Raw genomic sequence first — 16,610 nt, forward strand, 5'->3', positions numbered from 1 at the left:
GAGCTCACCGTCGTCCCGGCACGCCGGTCGAGGAACCGGTGGTCCTGACCACTTCCGGCGACGCGTACCTGCGCAACCGCATCGTGGTGAACACGTGCTCGAAGGACATGGGCGCGAAGCCGTGCACGTCGACCCCCACGTCCAACCTCGTGGTGTCCGGCACCCGCAGGTTGCCGTGGGAGTGCCCGTGCAGATGCCACGACCCGTGGTGCGCCCTGTTCCACGTGAGCAACGGGTAGTGGCACAGCACGATGAGCAGATGGCGCCGGCGCTCGCCCCGTGCTGCCGCTCCACAACAACCTCGAGGTCGAGCAAGCGGTCCGCCGACGGTGGTGGCACGACAGGTCGCCCAGGTGGTAGACGGTGTCCCGCGACCGCACGGTGCGGTTCCAGCGCTCGATGAGCATCTCGTCGTGCTCCTCCACCGTCCGTGCCGGGCGGCCTGCACCCGCCCTGAGGGTGGCAGCGTGCCCGAAGTGGGTGTCGCTGGTGAAGGAGGTGCGGGACGCCTGCCCGACGCTCGACGCTCGGATGCGTAGAGTCACCTCCGCGCCGCTCATCAGCGGCTGAGCGCGAACGCTCGGCACAGCTCCTCGTCCGCCAAGCACCGGTCGACGAGCGAGAGCGCGACGGCCGGGTCGACTCCGACCGCTCCGGCCCACAGGACCGAGGGGCAGACGTCGTACGCCTCGGCCAGCGGGTGCCCGAACGGGTACTGCAGGTGGTCGCCCTGTACGTCCAGCGCCATGACGTGCCACACGTCGAGGTCGGGCTCGTCCCGGTCGCCCCAGATGGTCTCGGCCATCGGGAGCAGGCACAGGCGCTTGCCGGCGCTGAGCTGGACGTGCAGGGCGGTGAGATCGCCGTACTCGCCGAGGCTCACGCCGAGACCGGCGGCCCGGAGCAGCAGCGCGGAGCTCTCACACAGCTCCCGCTGCACGGTGTCGCCCAGGGTGGCCTCCTGAGCGCTGGCGGTGGTGGTGTCCTGCAGGTCGAGCATCATCACGTCTTCCTCTGTTCTTCGTCGTCGTGGTGATGCCCATCCTCCACAGCGTTAGGACACGGCTCCTGCCGCGACGTCCTCGAAGCAGCGGCGCCGGGCGTGAGCCCGGGTCAACTGCGACCGCCACATCGACAGCTTGTCCGCTGCCGTCCGCAGGGGCCCGTCGCCCCACGCGTCGTCCACCCGGCAGACCTCGTCGACGAGGTCCAGGCGCTCGTCGGTCTCCTCGAGCGTGTAGGCGAAGCGTCCCAGGGCACCGAGGCCGGCGGTCGTCGAGGGGCACGCGTCCAGGACCACGATGAAGTCGGACTCCGGGTCGTCGAGGTCGACGTCGACGACGTCGAAACCGTCGAGGACCGGCTGGTCGGACTTCTCCGGCTCGAGCGCGTTGGGGGTGCGGTTGGCGACGAACCAGGCGAGCGCTGCGCGCAGTTCCTGCGGGGGCACGCCGAAGTCCTGCGCCAGCTGCCGGCCGTTCGGTCCTGCCGAGCCCTCGTCCAGGAGGAACTCCTCCTCGAGGAACCGCAGCACGGACAGCACCAGGTCGAACTGGCGGGAGCGTCCGCTGCGGGCACCGACCCGCAACGGTCCGCGCTGGAGTCGGCGGCGCGCCAGGGCGAGCGCCCGGTGCTCGTCGGTGTTGAGCCTCAGGTCGACACCCTTCATCGACGCCTTCAGGCGCAGCCCGGTCCGGTTCAGCGCGTGGGGCGCCACCGTGAGGCCGGTCTCGATGAGGCCACGCACGCGCAGTTCCTTCAGGTCACGCCGCAACGTACGGTCGCCGTTCGTCCCGTCCCGGTACTCCGGGACCTTCTCCCGCAGCTGGTGAGTGCTCACCACCCTCGGCGCGGGCTCGGACACGAGGCGGAGGATGAAGGCCATGCGCTCGGCCGGTCCGACGCGCTCGTGGACGTCGGGGGTTCTCGTCATGCGTGCCGCGCCACCTCTGCTGGTCGTCCGGTCGGGTGAGGCGTCCGGAACTCCGTCGCGGCGCCTCCAGAACGGTACGCGACCCGTCTCTCGCCGCCGCTCAGCGTTCATCCCGATGGAGCACGGACGGCCGATCGGGTGACCGCCCTGCGACAGGCCGGACCCGGCCGGGTGAACCTGCCCGCGGGCGGTGGGGACCCGCCTGCTCCGTGCCTACCGTGGACCAGGGCCCACCCGCGGATCGGACGGGGATCCCTCGAGGTCACCGCCCAGGGCGTGTCCTAGCTCTTCGGCACTCTGCTCCCCGTCCACCTCGACGGCCCCCAGGAGGCACCCGCATGACCACCGACCTGCAGTTCGCCACGCGCGGCACCGCGCTCGCGGGAGCCGTGGGCACCGCTTTCAGCTGGCCGGTGCACCGGTGGACCGAACAGCCGGTGGAGGCGTTCCCCGCCACGCCCTACCCGGGCCTGACGCCACTGGGTTCCTTCCTCGTGCACGCCGGCACCGTGCGGGGCCTGCGCGACGACTCGGAGCTGCGGGTGCGCGCCACCGGGGAACCGGTGGAGGACCACCTCGCGCGCAACGCCTGCACCCCGCTGGACCAGCGCGTCGCGGTGCTCGCCTACGGCTCCAACGCCAACCCGGTCAAGCTGACCGAGAAGTTGCTGCGCCACGCCCCCGGGGACGCGGTCGTCGGCGTCCAGGCGCACGTCCACGACGCCGCCGCGGCGTGGTGCGACCGCACCCGCGGCGACGGAGAGCTCCCCGCGACCCTCGTGCCCCGCCCCGGGCACACCGAGCTGCACCACGTCCTGCTCATCCCGCAGGACTTGCTGGAGCACATGCACCGGTGGGAGGGCGTGCGCGGCGGGTACTACGCGTACGACCCCTTGACCATCGGCAGCGTCCGGCTGCCCGTCGCGTGGGACGACACGATCCACTGCTACGTCGGGGCGGAGCACCGTCCTCCCCTGCAGGTGGACGGCGTTCACGTCCTGTGCCACAGCGTGCCGCAGCAGCGCGCCCGCCGGCTCGCGGCCGGTGCCCGGTGACCCCGCGCACCCGCCCGGTGCTGCTGAGCGCCTACGCGGCGCGGACGTGCGCCCGCGCCGTCCACAACGACTTCGACGTCACCGTACCGCGACCGCCGCACGTGGTCCCGAACCCCCACCAGCACCTGCTCGACGAGGGCGTGCGCTTCGAGGAGGACGTGTTCGCGCGGTGGCTGGCCCTCGACGTCGACGTGCTGGACCTGCGCGGCCTCCGGGGCGAGGCGCAGGTCACCGCCACGCTGGCGGCGCTGGAGAGGGGATGCCCGGTCGTCCTGGGCGGCCGGTTGCCCGACGACCCCGCCGGTGCCCGCACCGGTCTTCCCGACGTGCTCGTCCGGGAAGCGGACGGCTCGGGTTACCACCCGGTCGACGTCAAGGCGCACAAGACCCTCAGCGGCGAGGGGGCGGGGGCCCGGGTCAGCACGCTGCTCGAGCCGCACCTGGCGTACGCCACCGACGCCGCCGCTCGGGCGAAGGCGAACGAAGGGGACCTGCTGCAGCTGGCCCACTACTGGCGCATGCTGCAGGCGTGCGGTCACCAGGCCGACACGCCGTGGGGCGCGGTGGTCGGCACGGACGCCGGCGGGTCGCAGCTCACGTGGTTCGACTTGAGCCAACCGCGTTTCACCGCGTTCTCCCGCTCTCGGGGGAAGGTGCGGCGCAGCGCGTTGCAGCGCTACGACCACGAGCACGGTTTCCGCGTCAGCGTCGCCCGCACGGCTCAGGGGCGCCGTGGCGCCCCTGCCGACCCGGCGCCGCTGGTCGTCCCCGTGGGGCAGGCGGAGTGCGCCACCTGCCGCTGGGCACCGGTGTGCGTGGACACCCTGCCGGCCGACGACCTCAGCCGTCGGCTGCCCGCACGGCTGTCCGTGCGTGAGCACCTCGCCCTGCGGCGGGCGGGCATCAGCACCGTGCAGGACCTCGCCGACGCCGACGTCGCCGCCCTGCTCGACTCCCCGTACACGGCGGAGACGAGCGACGTCGTGCAACGCGAGCGCCGGCTGCGCACGGCGCAGGTGGAGGCGCGGCTGACGCGCGACGGCGCCGACCTCCGCCTGCGTGAGGGAGCCGTGGTGGACGTCCCCACCTCACCCGTGGAGGTGGACCTGGACATGGAGAGCAGTCGGGAGGGCCGCGTCTACCTGTGGGGCGTCCTCGTCACCGTCGACGGCACCTCGACCTACACGCCGTTCCTCGACCTGCACGTCGACGACCCCGACAGCGAACTCGCGCTCGCGGTGCGCTGCTTCGACTGGCTCGCGCAGCGGTACCCGGACGCCGTCGTGTACCACTACAGCCCCGTGGAGAAGACCGTCACCCGTCGCATCCTCGGCGGGCGCCTGTCGGCGTACGCCGGGACCGCCGCCGACCCCGCCACCTGGGTGGACCTGCTGCCCACGACGAGGGCCTCCTTCGACAGCCGCGGCGGGCACGGGTTGAAGTTCGTCGCCACGAAGGGAGCCGGTTTCCGGTGGCGCGACACCGACCCCGGCGGCGCGCAGTCGCAGCTGTGGCTGGGACAGGCCCGCACCGGAGACCGCGCGGCCGAGCAGCGGGTCCTGGAGTACAACGAGGACGACGTCCTGGCGACGCTCGCGGTGCGCAGGTGGCTGCGCTCCTCCTCCACCGCCCACCGCGGGGAGCTCTCGTGAGCGGCGGTGACCGGCTGCCGTTCTTCGTCTACGGCACGTTGCGCCGCGGTGGCGGCAACCACGCCTGGGCGCTCGCCGGACGCACCGTCTCGGAGCGGGCCGCAGTGCTCGACGGCGCGCACATGCACGAGGGGCCGGGGTACCCGTTCGTCGTCCCCGGCGGTCCCGGCGGGGTGATCGGTGAGCTGGTGGAGGTCCTCCCGGCTCACCACTCCCAGGTGCTCGCCGACCTCGACCGGCTGGAGGGGTTCGTCCCCGGCGGGTCCTCCAACCTCTACGACCGGGTGGTGGTCGAGGTGAGGACCGCCGACGGCACGCTCGTGCCGGCGCTCACCTACGTCGCCGCCGAACGCCTGCGCGAACGGGTGCGGACCCTCCCGCCGGTCCCCTCCGGGGACTGGTTCGGCACCCGCCGCATGACGCCCTGACCGACCCTGTCCACCCCCGTCGACCACCGGAGGAACCCCGTGCCCGTCGCCCCCCTGCCCTTCCTCGACGACCGCGGCGAACGTCGCGTGTTCTGCATGCTCTCGCTCCTCGCCGCGCACGGGCCCGTCCCACGGCGTGAGCTGCTCGAGCGCGTCGAGCACCTCGTGTCCACGACCGCCGAGGAGCAGCAGACGGCGCCGAACGCCCCCGAGCACACGCACGCCGCGCAGACGATCACCCGGTCCTACGAGGCGTTGCGCCGCCGCGGCCTGCTGGTCGACCCGCCGCTCGGCGGCAGGTGGGCCCTCACCGAGCTGGGCCGCGAGCACGTCGCGGAAGCCGCCGGCTCGTACCTCGACTTCTGGGGACGCTGACCGAGCTCCCCGCCTCGTGCTGGAGCTCCACCACCCACCGACGACTGCTCGACCAGTCACCGCCACCGAAGGACCACCGTGCCCGTTGCTCCCCTCCCCGTCCTCGACGACCGCGCTGAACGCCGCCTGTTCTGCATGTTGGCGCTGCTCGCCGCGGACGGGCCCGCATCTCGACGCGCGCTGATGCAGCGCGTGGAGCGGCTCGTCCCGCTGCTGGAGAACGAGCGGGAGCGGGCCGTCGACAGCGCCGACCACACCGCAGCCGGGCGGGTTCTGACCCGGGCGTACGAGACGCTGCGCAAACGAGGTCTGCTCGTCCACCCGCCCCGGGGCGACGTGTGGGAGTTGACCTCGACGGGTTCGGAGGCGGTGGAAGCAGCAGCAGGGTCGTACCGGGAGTTCTGGGGCCGCGTCGAGGAGGTGCCAGCCGTCGACACGTCCGCAGCGCAGTCCGAGGAGATCCTCGCCCGCTTCGAGCCCGCAGGACCGCTGAACCGGATCCTGTACGGCCCGCCCGGCACCGGCAAGACGTACTCCACGGTGGACGCGGCCCTCGCCTGCCTCCGGGACACCGCATCCCCCGTCGAGCTGGGCGGTCCGAGCCCTTCCCGTCAGGACCTCCTCGCCGCCTACCGCGCCCACGTCAACGCGGGGCACATCGAGTTCGTCACGTTCCACCAGGCCTTCAGCTACGAAGACTTCGTCGAGGGTTTCCGACCCGTGGTCGACGAGGGCACGGCCGAGACCGAGCGCGCAGGCGGCCAGATCCGCTACGAGGTGCGGGCCGGGGTCTTCAAGCGCCTCGCGGAGCGAGCTTCGGTGAACCCGGACCAGGCGTTCGTCCTGGTCATCGACGAGATCAACCGCGGGAACGTCGCCGGGATCTTCGGTGAGCTCATCACGCTCGTCGAGGACGGCAAGCGCATCGGGCAGCCGGAGCAGCTGCGAGTCCAGCTGCCCTACTCGGGTGAGTCGTTCGGCGTACCGGTCAACCTGCACATCATCGGGACGATGAACACCGCCGACCGTTCCCTCGCTGGCGTGGACCTCGCGTTGCGCCGCCGGTTCGACTTCACGGAGATGCCGCCGCAGAAGGAACTGCTGGAAGACGTCGTCGCCGAGGACGTGAAGGTCGCCGACGTCATGTCTCACCTCAACCGGCGGATCCAGGCGGCCAAGGGTCGGGACTTCGCGATCGGCCACGCCTTCTTCCTCCCGCTGGCCGCACGCGCCGGCGGAGCGACTCTCGCCGACCTCGCCGAGGTTTTCCGCCGCAAGGTGCTGCCGCTGCTGCAGGAGTACTTCTTCGAGGACGACCTGCAGATCGCCCGGGTGCTGAACCAGGCTGAACCGCACGACAAGGAGTGGGACTACCTGCACCGTGAGGTGCAGGGGAACGGCGGACGAAGCCTGTGGTCGCAGCAGGACGCTGCCCTCGAAGACCTTCGCTTCTACCACCAGATCGTCGACGAGCCCTTCAACGGAGTTCCCGGACAGCGGAGGAGCCCCGTGGAAGTGGTTTCGACGCGCGTCGCCACCGAGGACGGCGCTGCCGAACTCGCCACCGCGTCCTCCCAGCCTGCGTGATCGGCGGCGACCGGCACCTCACCGTCCAGGAGCACGAGAGGATCCAGCTCTCCTCGCTCCCGGGTGGGTTGACCGCCGAGCGGTTGGTGGCCGTGCAGGCCGAGGACCTGCACGACCCCCGGAAGAAGACTTTCACCCCCTTCAGTCGAGTCGGGGAGCAGGTGCGCGCTCCCGGTCGGGTAGGGGTGGTCGACGTCGACGGGGTGGTGGTCGAAATCCTGCCCAAGGCGGGCCACCGGGACCTCGGCTCCAGCGCCGCTGGGGAACAGCTGAGCGAACGCCAGGTCGAACGCTCACGGCAGGTCGTGGAAGCGCTGGTGCACGCCTTCCTCCAGAGCGGTCCGATGGACGACCACCGTTCGGCTCGGACGCTGAACCCGACGCGCCTGCAGGCGACGCGAGGCCCAATCAGGGAGCGGGTGCACGAGCGGTTCGTGGAGGAGACGGAAATCCTCCTCCCTCACCGTGTCCGCATGGGGTACACCGCGGCCAGCGAGCGCCTGCCCTACCTGAGAGGACGCCTCGACCTCGGCCGGCAGAGCCGGCAGCTCCCCGGTCAAGAGCACCGCTTCCACGTGCGGTACCGGCGCTTCGACGCCGCTCGCCCGGAGAACCGCCTGATCAAGACGGCGCTGCTGCGGGTGGCTTCTCGCAGCCCGCGAGCGGACCTGCGGCTGCGGGCGCACCAGCTGGCGGGCCTGCTGGACGAGGTGCCCGTCTCGCACGCCGTTGCCGCGGACCTGGCGCAGTGGGACCGAGGACGGTTGCTCGAGGGCTACCGGGCCGTCGAGCCGTGGTGCCGCCTGACACTGCAACCGCTCCTGGGCACCCGGGTGGGCGCCGACCAAGCGGAGTCGCTGCTGTGGAGGACGGAGAACCTCTTCGAGAAGGCCCTCGAATCCGCACTCGCTCGACGCGTCGTGGCTGTCGGTGCGGACCTGGAGGTGGTCTCACAGGCGGGGGACGTCGTCGAGCACCTCGGCACGGACGAGGCCGGGGAGGCAGCCTTCCGCCTCGAGCCGGACCTGCTCCTGCGGAGCCGCGGCGACGCCGTCGCCGTGATCGACGCCAAGTGGAAGCAGCACGACAAACGTGGATCCGCGGTACCGGACCTCTCGCCGTCGGACGACGATCCGTCCGAGGAGGCCGCCACGTCCACCAAGCCCCGCCCTCTGGCGATCGGACGGGAGGACGCCTACCAGCTCTTCGCCTACGGCCACCGGTACTTGAAGGGGCGGGGCCCGATGGTCGTGGTCTACCCCGCTTCGCTGAAGTTCACGACCCCGGTCACGTACCAGCTCGGCGAGCTGACGCTGACCGCGCTCCCCTACGACGTCGCCGACGACGAGTTCCTGCTGGGCCACCGCGACTCGGCCACCCGCAGGGCCCTCGGCGACCTGGTGCCCCTGCTGTCTCCCCCAGGCAGCAGCTCCGCCACGCACAAGACGAGGAGCACAACGTGAGTGACCTGATCCTGACCGCCGCCCTGGGACCGGCGGGCCGCTCGCACGGCTCGCCCAAGCCGGCCGGCATCTTCGCCTGCCTGTACGTGGGCGGCTCCGGAGCCTGGAGCTTCGTGAGCACCCCGCCGGACGGTGGAGTCCGCCGGCTCGGTCTATGCTCAGACGGCGAGGTGGTTCAGGAGCTCATGGCCGGCTTCGCGCTGGCCGCCGGCGACCCCGCGCTGGACGAGGTCGTCACCGAGCTGCTGGGCACGACGCGGCACGACCGGGACGTGGAACTCACGAGCCGGCAGCGGAAGCGCCTCGCCGACGCCGCCGGGGAGTACGGCGTCGCTGCGGTCATCACCCACTTGGTGAGCTCGGTGCCGGCGGAGGTCCACGAGACGCTCGCGTCCGCCGGCTGGTCCGTCGTCACCGCCACCCCGGCGCAGGACTCGCGGACCTCAGCGTGGGGCGGGGACTGACCGGAGGCCACCACGTCACGCAGATCCGTCGCAGCACGTCGTGGCGGGAGCGGGAGCCGTCTGGTAGCGCGTGCGCGCGGGCCCCTTCGTGCGGCGTACCGCGCCGAGGACGTTCCAGTGCCGACACCGTCGCTGGTGTTCCCGGCCGGGCAGCTCGAGCCGGGAACGGTGCCGCTGGTCACGGGCGACGACGCAGCGGGTGGTGCGCCGGGAGATCGGTGAGCGGGACCCGCAGGTCCGACCAGCGCCACCCCAGCCGGCGCAACCGGACGTGCTCGTACACCGTCAACCCCAGCACCGTCACCGCACCACCGACACCCAGCAGGGCCAGGGTGTGCTCGACCCCGGCCGACGGTTCCAGTGCGTCGCTGACGTTCTCCGCTCCGCTGGCCAGGGCGACGACGAACGCGAGGATCGACGGCAGCAACGGGTGCACGTCCCCCGCGCAGAACAGGTGCCGCACTCCGTGGACGAGGACAGCCGCCGCGGCCGCCAGCAGGAACGGCCACACCAGGTAGAGGGCGGCGCCCCCACCCACCAGGACCGGGGCGGCGACCCTCAGGAGAGCCGACCCCGGCGGGAGGTCGTCCACCTCCTGCGTGCCCCACGCGACGAGCACGGGGACGGCGATGACCGCGACGAGCAGGAGGAACGGGCGGACCGTGGGCGTCAGCCGGTCCCGGCGCTGACTCCGGTGGCTGCGGAACGCGACGACGGCGATGCCCACGAGGAAGACCGGCACCGCGACCGCCGCCTTCAGCGCGAAACCCACCAGGGCGCCCACCAGCAGGTCCTCCGCCAGACCGGACGGCACGTCCCGGGACGCCGCGACCGCGACGACGACGCTGGCGTACCCCAGCCACGACCGCCACGCCTGCAAGCGCTCCACGTGCGGGTCGCTGCGCCGGCGCGGACGCATCCAGCGCGAGGCCGTCCGCCAGCAGCTGCGGATCGTGCGCACGTACCAGGCGACGATGCGGACGGCCAGCTCGATGAACACCTCAGCCACGACGATCCCCTCCAGGTCACTTGCCGTGGTGACTGTGGCAGAGGGGGCGGACACGAGGATCGCGGTCGGTGTCGGGTCGGTCGGACATCCACGACGACCACCTCGACAGGCGCTGCAGTAGCGCCTCGCCGTGCTCAGCAGGGCGGTCGCGTCGGTGACCAACGTCCATGGCAGCGGCATCCAACGAGCCGGAAACCGTTGCTGTCAACGCCTCATCTTCCACGCGGCCATCGAGACGCCGCGGCAACTCCTGTCGAAGGTCGGCGAGCACTGCGACTCCCGGCCGGAAACTCCTCCACCAGCCGGACCAGCTCGCGACCCACGACGACCGTCCGCTCCGACGCACCAGGATCCCACAGTGCGCGCTACACGAGTCACGCGAGCACTGAACCAGTCTTACGCCCTGCCCTCTCGGCTCCCTCGATGAGGCCGGCAGCTTCCCGTGCATGGAACTCGGCATCAACGATGGACCGATTGGCAGAACGCCACGGCTACCGTGCCGACTCGGCAGCTCACGGAAACGAAGTGTAATCTGCGAGGCGGCGACAATGCGTTGGAGCGAACATCTCGCCAACCGTAATCACCTCCCACGGTGAGACACGTGAGCGCCCGGCCTGCCCCGTGGAACGGGCGGTCGTGGCCGACCATGCCCAGCAGCTCGTGCCTGCATTCCGGGCAGGAGTCGACTGCTCCCCCCGTCGTCGGTCGGCAGTCTCCGCAGGACGACGACGCCTCAACGCTCACGCGGCCGAAGAGACTGTGCTGCGCCCCACCGCACCCGGCGCAGAAGAATTCTTCCACGGCGACGGATGCAGCCTGACCAGGCAGCCACTTCGAGCTCGACCGAGTTCACTTCATGCTCTGATGAATCGGTCGGCGCGCACGGCAGCTGAGATCGCATCACTCATCTGGGCGTCAGATTGAAAGCAGAGTGTGATCGCGGAGCAGCATCCACCCGTCAGAGTGGCGTCTGTGCCCCCTGGATGGCGGCATCAACCACCCCGTGCTCTTCGCCGATCTTCACGGAAGCGTTGGAGTCGAGAAGGGAGCAGTGATGGCCAGGGCGTCGCAGAAGGTCACCGTGGCGGTCCGTACCGCCGAGGGGGAGCACGTCGAACAGCTCACCGACCGCCCGGTTCGGCGGATGCCGGACGGCGTCAGCGGCGTCGTCTACGGCGGCCGGGTGTACCCGGTCAACGAGGGCATGTTCATCTGCCTCGACGACGAGAGCGTGCCCAAGTCCAGCTGCAGCGACTTCGTGTCTCCTGGTGAAGACCTGGTCGTCCTCGTCTCCGCATCGGCCCAGACGACCTTCGCGGTGGACCGCTGGTCGATCGAGCCGACGCGGTTCGGGCAGTACGTCGTACTGGACGGGACGGAGGCTCAAGCGGAGGAGCTCGTCCGTCGCCTGACCGCCGCCGGCGTCACGGTCAAGCGGTGGGCTGAGAGTTGGCGACCGGCATCCGACGGCTACCACTACGACTGGTTCATCCGCCTCGGCGACGACCTCACGAGGGAACAGAGCATCGCCGCCGTCTCAGACGTCCTGGCCGCAGGCACCAGCGCGCCGGGAGCAGCCGCCTCGTCGGTCGCGGATTCGATGAGCAGCGTGCAGGAGAGCCTCCTGCGGGTCGAGCTGCTCATCGCCCGAAGTCAACTAGCTACGACGCAGCTCCAGACCGCGTCGCTCGAGCAGGAGGTCGAAGAGCTCCGTGCCGGCAACTCGTCGCTGCGGCGCGAGCTGTCCAGCGCCAAGAGCGGGCGTACCCGCGCAGAGAAGAAGCTCGCGGCGGCTCAAACGATCGCCGCCGCGACCCAGGAGCAGGCCTCGGAGCAGAGGGCCGTCGATGAGCTGCTCGACGAGGCTCAGCGCCAGCTCGACGCTCGAGACAGCGAACTGTCGGCACGGACCGACGAGCTGCACCGGCTGCGACAGCAACTCGAGGCAGCTGAGCATGCAGTCTCGCGAGAGCGTGAACTCCGCGAGCAGGTGACCGCCGAGGCTGTCGCCCAACCACGCGTCGCTGGTCCGCTGCGCGGCCTTGAAGGAGTGCTCGACCGCATGTTCGACCGTCTCGTGCTCGATGAGACGACCGTGGACGCCTTCACGGACGCCCGCGAGTTTCGCCGGCTGTCACACCTCGTGCGCGTGCTCGTCGAGCTCGACGGCAAGCAGGTGCTCGGCAAGAAGTGCAAGGGCTACCCCGACATCTACGAGGTCGACGACGTCCACACCGGCGTCAAGGGCTCGGAGCGGATGGGGCGGGTGTACCACCGTCGTGACCCTTCGTCGGACAAGCTGCTCGTCTTCGCCCACCGCAAGGTCGACGCCAAGAAGCAGCGTGAGTTCCTGGAGAAGATCTCGAAGGAGCCCGTGACCCTCCACGACCCGGTCTGACCCCAGAGCTGTCCGCTCAAGTGCCGATCACCCCCTTGGCGAAGCGCTTTACAACTGCGACCGCCCGAGGACTGCTCGAGCCAGACCCGCGCCGCGAAGCCACCGCGCTCGGCCCGCTTCGGCCAATCTGCCCTCGGTGGTGTCCGCACCGCGGAGCTCACGTGCTTCCTCGACGACCTCGTCGTGCAGGGCGTCGACGTACTCGTGCTGGACGAAGACACGTGTCACGGGCGTTCCCTCCGCGGTACGGATGACCTCGGGACGCGGTCCCGCAGAAGCTTGCCCATCCCCGCGTGGCTTCCGAGGTCGCCCGATGAATGCCGACTTCTACCGCACGGAGTCGACACCCTGCATGTCCGGGCAAATGGCCGTCCTGCTGGCTGCCACCAACCGAACCTACGAGTTCGCCCTCGGGTCGGCGTCGCTCGACTTCGTCGAGGAGGGTCGACAGGACGTCAGCCTCATTGAGCTGACGACCCCGTACACGCTGAAGCTGGCGGCCCGCTCCCCCGAAACCGCGCAGACCTCGGCGGTGACCACCACGGGCACTGCCGACTACCTCACCTAGCTCCGTGAGGACATCGAGGACGTCTCGACGCACGGAGAGCCGATGCCACGGCTCATCGACAAGGCGTCAGGGACAGGCCGCGAATGGTCGCGAAGATGTTCCTGACGCGAACGGCGGGAGCGAGCACGAGTTCTGTCGGCTGCACGGCCAAGGCCGCTTCCGCCGTGTCGCCCTCGCGGAGGAACTCCCGAGCTCCACGGGGTCGACCACCTCGCTGGAGGACGAGCTGGAGTCACGCTGATTCATCGTCGAGAGCATCTTTCGCTGCCGGCGTCATCGGCCGACGCGTCGGCCTCGCACCGTTGGGGGAAGGTCAATGCCTGGTCATGCCGCGTCGCCGTGTCATCGTCGCTCTGCACGCTCAAGGGCTTCCAGCGCGGCCGCTGCTTCTCCTGCGAAGACGTGCTGCTCGACGCCCCCTGCGCGGCTCACACCGATCACGTCTTCGCCTGGTTCCTGATGAACCGGTACGAAGCTCGTGACGCCGCCCTGGACGGCTCGTGGAACTGCGTCGCAGCCTCCGCGCCGTGCAGCCTGCGCAAGAGCAACCGCCTGACGAGCCCCGACGTCCTGCAGGCGCTCGTCGTGCGGAATGACACGGTCCTCGCCTCGTCCGTGCCCTTGAAGGTGGTGCGCAGCACCCACGCCCATTTCCCCGCGTGATCCTCCTGCCGTCGACGACCACGTCACACCGCGCCTCACGACAACCCCAGGGCGGTCTCCAACTCGCTCCCCACCACCTCCTGGGGAACTACGACAGCGTCCCTGAGTGCCGTCTTGCTGCGCAGCAGCCGGTCGAGGTTGACGTCGAAGGACTCCAGGTCGGGGTGGACAGCGAGAGGAAGGTGCACGTGCACGTTCCTCGTCTGGCCGATCCGGTAGATGCGGTCGGTGGCCTGCGCCTCCTTCGCCGGGTTCCAGTGCCGTTCGAGGTGCACGGCGTGGTTGGCTCCCACGACGGTGAGCCCGACGCCGGCAGCCAGCGGCGACATGATGATGACGTTGAAGCCGGATTGCGCCTCGAAGGCGCGGATCTTCTTGAGCCGCGTCTCGCCCGCACCCGTTGCTGCGGTCTCACCGTTGACGACGTCGACGCGGATCCCGTACGGCTGGTCGAGCCAGAGGGCGAGAGCACGCTGCAACGCCTTGGTCTTGGCGAAGACGATGGCCTTCTCCCCTCGGGCACGGACGTCGTCCAGGATGGTGCGAACGGTGACCACGGTCCGGGCGGACAGCTCGTGGGCCGACGCGTCAACGTCAATCTTGTCCGACACCAGGTGCGGATGCAGCGAGACGCTGGCCAACTGCTGCAGCGCCTTGAGCGCCGTTCCCTTCGGCCGCGGTCCGTGGCGGTGCGCCGCGAGCACACCGTCGTAGGCCTCGATCTAAGCAGCCGGCATCACCTGCCGGTACTCGTGCACGTGCTTGCCCGGGAGGTCCTCGAGGTGGTCCTCCTTTACCCGACGCAGCATGAAAGCGCCAACCTCATCGCGGAGCGCCTTGCCCAACCGCTCGTGCTCCGTTCCCGAGGCAACACTCATCGGCTGGACCCACGCCTCCTGGAAGTCGCCCCACGAGCTCAACAAGCCGGGCTGTGCCGTGTCCCCGAGGGTCCAGAAATCGCGCAACGAGTTCTCGACCGGTGTTCCGGTAGCGAGCAGCTTGAAGCGAGCTTTGAGCGCCTTGGCCGCTCGAGTCGCGAGGATCTCGGGGTTCTTGACCGCTTGCGCCTCGTCCATGACGACGACTCCCCAGTCGACGAGTCCGAGGGACACCTGGTAGCGGCGCAACGTCTCGTAGGTGGTGAGGACCAGGACGCCCGGCCGGTCCAGTCGCGCTTCCCCGTGCGCCGGTCCGATCCTCAGCGACGCGTGGATGCGGTCGGCGCGGACCATCCCGTTCTCGTCGAGGTCCTCCAGCCGGGCCGCGGTCTCCCGCTCGGCTCCCCGCTCCTGGTAGTCGGCGAGTCCGCTGCCTTGGAGGACGACGACGTCGTCGAAGGGACCGCAGCGGTTGCCGAAGGTGGCTCGGATCTCCGCGAGCCAGTTCTCCAGCAGGGCGACGGGCATGACGCTGAGGGTCGGCAGAGGCACGCGGCCGGCCCTCCGCTGGACCCGCTGGGCCTCGGCCAGCGCCACCAAGGTCATGTAGGTCTTGCCGAGCCCCATGTCGTCGGCCAGCAGCGCGCCTTGGATTCTCGCCGGTTCGCCGTCCTCCGCCGTGAGAGCCGCCTCGAGCAGACCAGCCATCCACTCAGCCCCGACGCGTTGGTGGGCGAAAGGCTGGCGCAGCAGCTGACTGAAGTCGATGGGGGCGGTGGGTGAGGCCGCGGCTGCCCGACTACGCATGGCCTTGGCGGTCCCGCTGGCGTCGAGGATGTGCATCCCGACGGTGACTCGTCGGCCCGAGCTGCGGGGTTCCTCCTGGCGATCAACCGTGTCTGCGCTCAGGGCAGCGAGGCGACGTCGTGACGCAGCGAGGACCTCATGAACGTGACTGCGGTCGGAGATGTCGACCACTGCAGTGTCGCCGAACGGCAGAACGGTGTCCCCGCGGTTCCACGCTTCTTCGACCGCCGTCTCGACGGACGCCTGCTGGCTCTCCGTCCGGACGTCCTGAACGAGGAGCTCCGGCGTCGACCTGGACGCTACCCCTGCGAACCAGTCCAGCCCTGTGCTGGCGGCCTGCTCGAAGCTCACCGGTGCGATGACGCCGAGGCCGGCGACCCGGACGCTGAACCGCACGTCGACGTCCACCAGCTCGGGGTCGTAGAAGGACCCCGGTGCTTCGAGGAACGCGCGGACGTCCGCCGCGGGGATGACGGAGCGCTGACGCACCTCGCGCACGGCCGCGAGCTCCTGCTCCTCCAGGAGAACGAGGGTGTCATCGATACGCAGGACGCCAGCTTCGTCGGACGCTCCGCTGCTCGAAGGTCCCTCGACCTGGTGCCACCGCGTGGCGGCAGCTGAGGCGTCCACGCCAGGTCCCAGGTCCGGCTCCACCGTGAGCGAGCCGTCCGGCTGCGGTTCGACCGTCAAGCCGACCGACGTCGGCACCACTGTGGTGAAGCGGTCCAGGGCACCCAGGGAGAAGCTCGAGCCGGGCGACTCGGCCTCCGCCAGACTTTTAGCGGTTTGGAGCTCCGCGACGAGCCGGACGTTGGCGTCCTCCGAGCGCGGTGAGCCGGCGGATCGGTGGTGCTCCACGGCACGGAGTGCCTTCAACGCCCAGGTGGGCAGACGATGCAGCTCTCCCCCCACCCGCAGGACAGGGCCGCGACGGTCGGGAGTGGTGGGGTGGGCGCCCACCAGCACATCCAGTTCGACGCGGAAGTCGGGGGACGCCGTGTACCGGTGGACGCGTGCCTCGAGTCGTCCATCGAAGGTCGAGGGTAGGCCGAGGACGGCGGCGTCGAGGGCGTCGAGCCCGGCGATGACGTCCTCGGAGACCGCGAAACCGTCGTCCAAGTCGGTCGCTTGGCCGTCGTCACACAGCAGGTCGAGAACGTAGTACTGCTCCTGCGCACGTCGGCCAGCCTGACCGGCCCGTACGAGGCTCAAGGTCTCAGGATCAGCGGTGAACCGAGTGTACCGGCCGAACTCCTGGCGGAAGCCCGTTGGGGTTTCCGGACCGGACGGCTCGGGTCGACGCCGACGGACGCGATCGATCAGTCGCACG

The 16,610-nt window shown here is 70.4% G+C and carries 15 protein-coding genes and 1 pseudogene; 11 read left to right on the forward strand and 5 right to left on the reverse strand.

All coding sequences use genetic code 11. The annotated features are described in order from the left end of the window. The first annotated feature begins 38 nt into the window (after nt 1-38). Nucleotides 39-239 (forward strand): hypothetical protein, encoded by a 201-nt coding sequence (locus ACRYM6_RS11515; protein ID WP_432543013.1) that lies wholly within the window; start codon nt 39-41, stop codon nt 237-239. 320 nt (nt 240-559) lie between these two features. Here ACRYM6_RS11515 and ACRYM6_RS11520 read toward each other — a convergent pair whose 3' ends face one another. Both ACRYM6_RS11520 and ACRYM6_RS11525 read right to left on the reverse strand, forming a co-directional pair. After that, nucleotides 560-1,003 (reverse strand): hypothetical protein, encoded by a 444-nt coding sequence (locus ACRYM6_RS11520; protein ID WP_432543014.1) that lies wholly within the window; start codon nt 1,001-1,003, stop codon nt 560-562. Between the two features lie 51 nt (nt 1,004-1,054). After that, nucleotides 1,055-1,933: a hypothetical protein gene (locus ACRYM6_RS11525; protein ID WP_432543015.1), complete on the reverse strand. Its 879-nt coding sequence runs from the start codon at nt 1,931-1,933 to the stop codon at nt 1,055-1,057. Between the two features lie 338 nt (nt 1,934-2,271). Here ACRYM6_RS11525 and ACRYM6_RS11530 point away from each other — a divergent pair, with 338 nt between their 5' ends. The 7 genes from ACRYM6_RS11530 to ACRYM6_RS11560 all read left to right on the forward strand — a co-directional run bounded on the left by ACRYM6_RS11530 (nt 2,272) and on the right by ACRYM6_RS11560 (nt 8,957). Next, a complete protein-coding gene (locus ACRYM6_RS11530; RefSeq protein ID WP_432543016.1) occupies nt 2,272-2,988 on the forward strand; it encodes a hypothetical protein in 717 nt (238 codons plus the stop codon). Continuing rightward, nucleotides 2,985-4,640 (forward strand): TM0106 family RecB-like putative nuclease, encoded by a 1,656-nt coding sequence (locus ACRYM6_RS11535; protein ID WP_432543017.1) that lies wholly within the window; start codon nt 2,985-2,987, stop codon nt 4,638-4,640. Before ACRYM6_RS11530 ends, ACRYM6_RS11535 begins: the two co-directional genes overlap by 4 nt. Beyond that, on the forward strand, nt 4,637-5,068 hold the full coding sequence (locus ACRYM6_RS11540) for a gamma-glutamylcyclotransferase family protein (RefSeq protein ID WP_432543018.1): 432 nt from the start codon (nt 4,637-4,639) through the stop codon (nt 5,066-5,068). The genes ACRYM6_RS11535 and ACRYM6_RS11540 overlap by 4 nt, the downstream gene beginning before the upstream one ends. 39 nt (nt 5,069-5,107) lie before the next feature. Next, on the forward strand, nt 5,108-5,443 hold the full coding sequence (locus ACRYM6_RS11545) for a hypothetical protein (protein WP_432543019.1): 336 nt from the start codon (nt 5,108-5,110) through the stop codon (nt 5,441-5,443). A 78-nt stretch (nt 5,444-5,521) separates the two neighbouring features. Then, complete coding sequence (locus ACRYM6_RS11550; protein WP_432543020.1) at nt 5,522-7,030, forward strand: McrB family protein; 1,509 nt, start codon at nt 5,522-5,524, stop codon at nt 7,028-7,030. Further along, nucleotides 7,027-8,493, forward strand: a complete 1,467-nt coding sequence (locus tag ACRYM6_RS11555; RefSeq protein ID WP_432543021.1) for an McrC family protein — start codon at nt 7,027-7,029, stop codon at nt 8,491-8,493. Before ACRYM6_RS11550 ends, ACRYM6_RS11555 begins: the two co-directional genes overlap by 4 nt. Then, complete coding sequence (locus tag ACRYM6_RS11560; RefSeq protein WP_432543022.1) at nt 8,490-8,957, forward strand: hypothetical protein; 468 nt, start codon at nt 8,490-8,492, stop codon at nt 8,955-8,957. Before ACRYM6_RS11555 ends, ACRYM6_RS11560 begins: the two co-directional genes overlap by 4 nt. A gap of 178 nt (nt 8,958-9,135) precedes the next feature. Here the strand turns inward: ACRYM6_RS11560 and ACRYM6_RS11565 are convergent, their stop codons facing one another. Then, entirely contained in the window at nt 9,136-9,966 is an 831-nt protein-coding gene (locus ACRYM6_RS11565; protein ID WP_432543023.1) for a hypothetical protein, read from the reverse strand. Nucleotides 9,967-10,969: 1,003 nt separating this feature from the next. Here ACRYM6_RS11565 and ACRYM6_RS11570 point away from each other — a divergent pair. From ACRYM6_RS11570 to ACRYM6_RS11580, 3 genes are all read left to right on the forward strand, one after another. Further along, on the forward strand, nt 10,970-12,364 hold the full coding sequence (locus ACRYM6_RS11570) for a hypothetical protein (protein ID WP_432543024.1): 1,395 nt from the start codon (nt 10,970-10,972) through the stop codon (nt 12,362-12,364). 313 nt (nt 12,365-12,677) lie between these two features. Next, the gene (locus ACRYM6_RS11575) at nt 12,678-12,932 is read left to right on the forward strand and encodes a hypothetical protein (protein WP_432543025.1); all 255 of its coding nucleotides are present in this window, start codon (nt 12,678-12,680) and stop codon (nt 12,930-12,932) included. A 339-nt stretch (nt 12,933-13,271) separates the two neighbouring features. Next, the gene (locus ACRYM6_RS11580; protein ID WP_432543026.1) at nt 13,272-13,595 is read left to right on the forward strand and encodes a hypothetical protein; all 324 of its coding nucleotides are present in this window, start codon (nt 13,272-13,274) and stop codon (nt 13,593-13,595) included. Between the two features lie 35 nt (nt 13,596-13,630). On the opposite strand, the pseudogene ACRYM6_RS11585 reads toward ACRYM6_RS11580, so the two are convergent. Both ACRYM6_RS11585 and ACRYM6_RS11590 read right to left on the reverse strand, forming a co-directional pair. Next, a pseudogene (locus tag ACRYM6_RS11585) lies at nt 13,631-14,131 on the reverse strand (helicase-related protein); the annotation flags it as partial. Nucleotides 14,132-14,317: 186 nt separating this feature from the next. Next, entirely contained in the window at nt 14,318-16,609 is a 2,292-nt protein-coding gene (locus ACRYM6_RS11590; RefSeq protein WP_432543027.1) for a DEAD/DEAH box helicase, read from the reverse strand. Nucleotide 16,610: the final 1 nt, after the last annotated feature.

Origin of the sequence: Kineococcus rugosus (genome assembly GCF_050871975.1) — a bacterium.
Lineage (GTDB): Bacteria > Actinomycetota > Actinomycetes > Actinomycetales > Kineococcaceae > Kineococcus.

Bases quoted from the DNA above. Each gene is read 5' to 3' on its own strand.
- ACRYM6_RS11575 (WP_432543025.1), top strand. From the start codon at position 12,678: ATGAATGCCGACTTCTACCGCACGGAGTCGACACCCTGCATGTCCGGG.
- ACRYM6_RS11530 (WP_432543016.1), top strand. From the start codon at position 2,272: ATGACCACCGACCTGCAGTTCGCCACGCGCGGCACCGCGCTCGCGGGA.
- ACRYM6_RS11520 (WP_432543014.1), bottom strand. From the start codon at position 1,003: ATGATGCTCGACCTGCAGGACACCACCACCGCCAGCGCTCAGGAGGCC.
- ACRYM6_RS11525 (WP_432543015.1), bottom strand. From the start codon at position 1,933: ATGACGAGAACCCCCGACGTCCACGAGCGCGTCGGACCGGCCGAGCGC.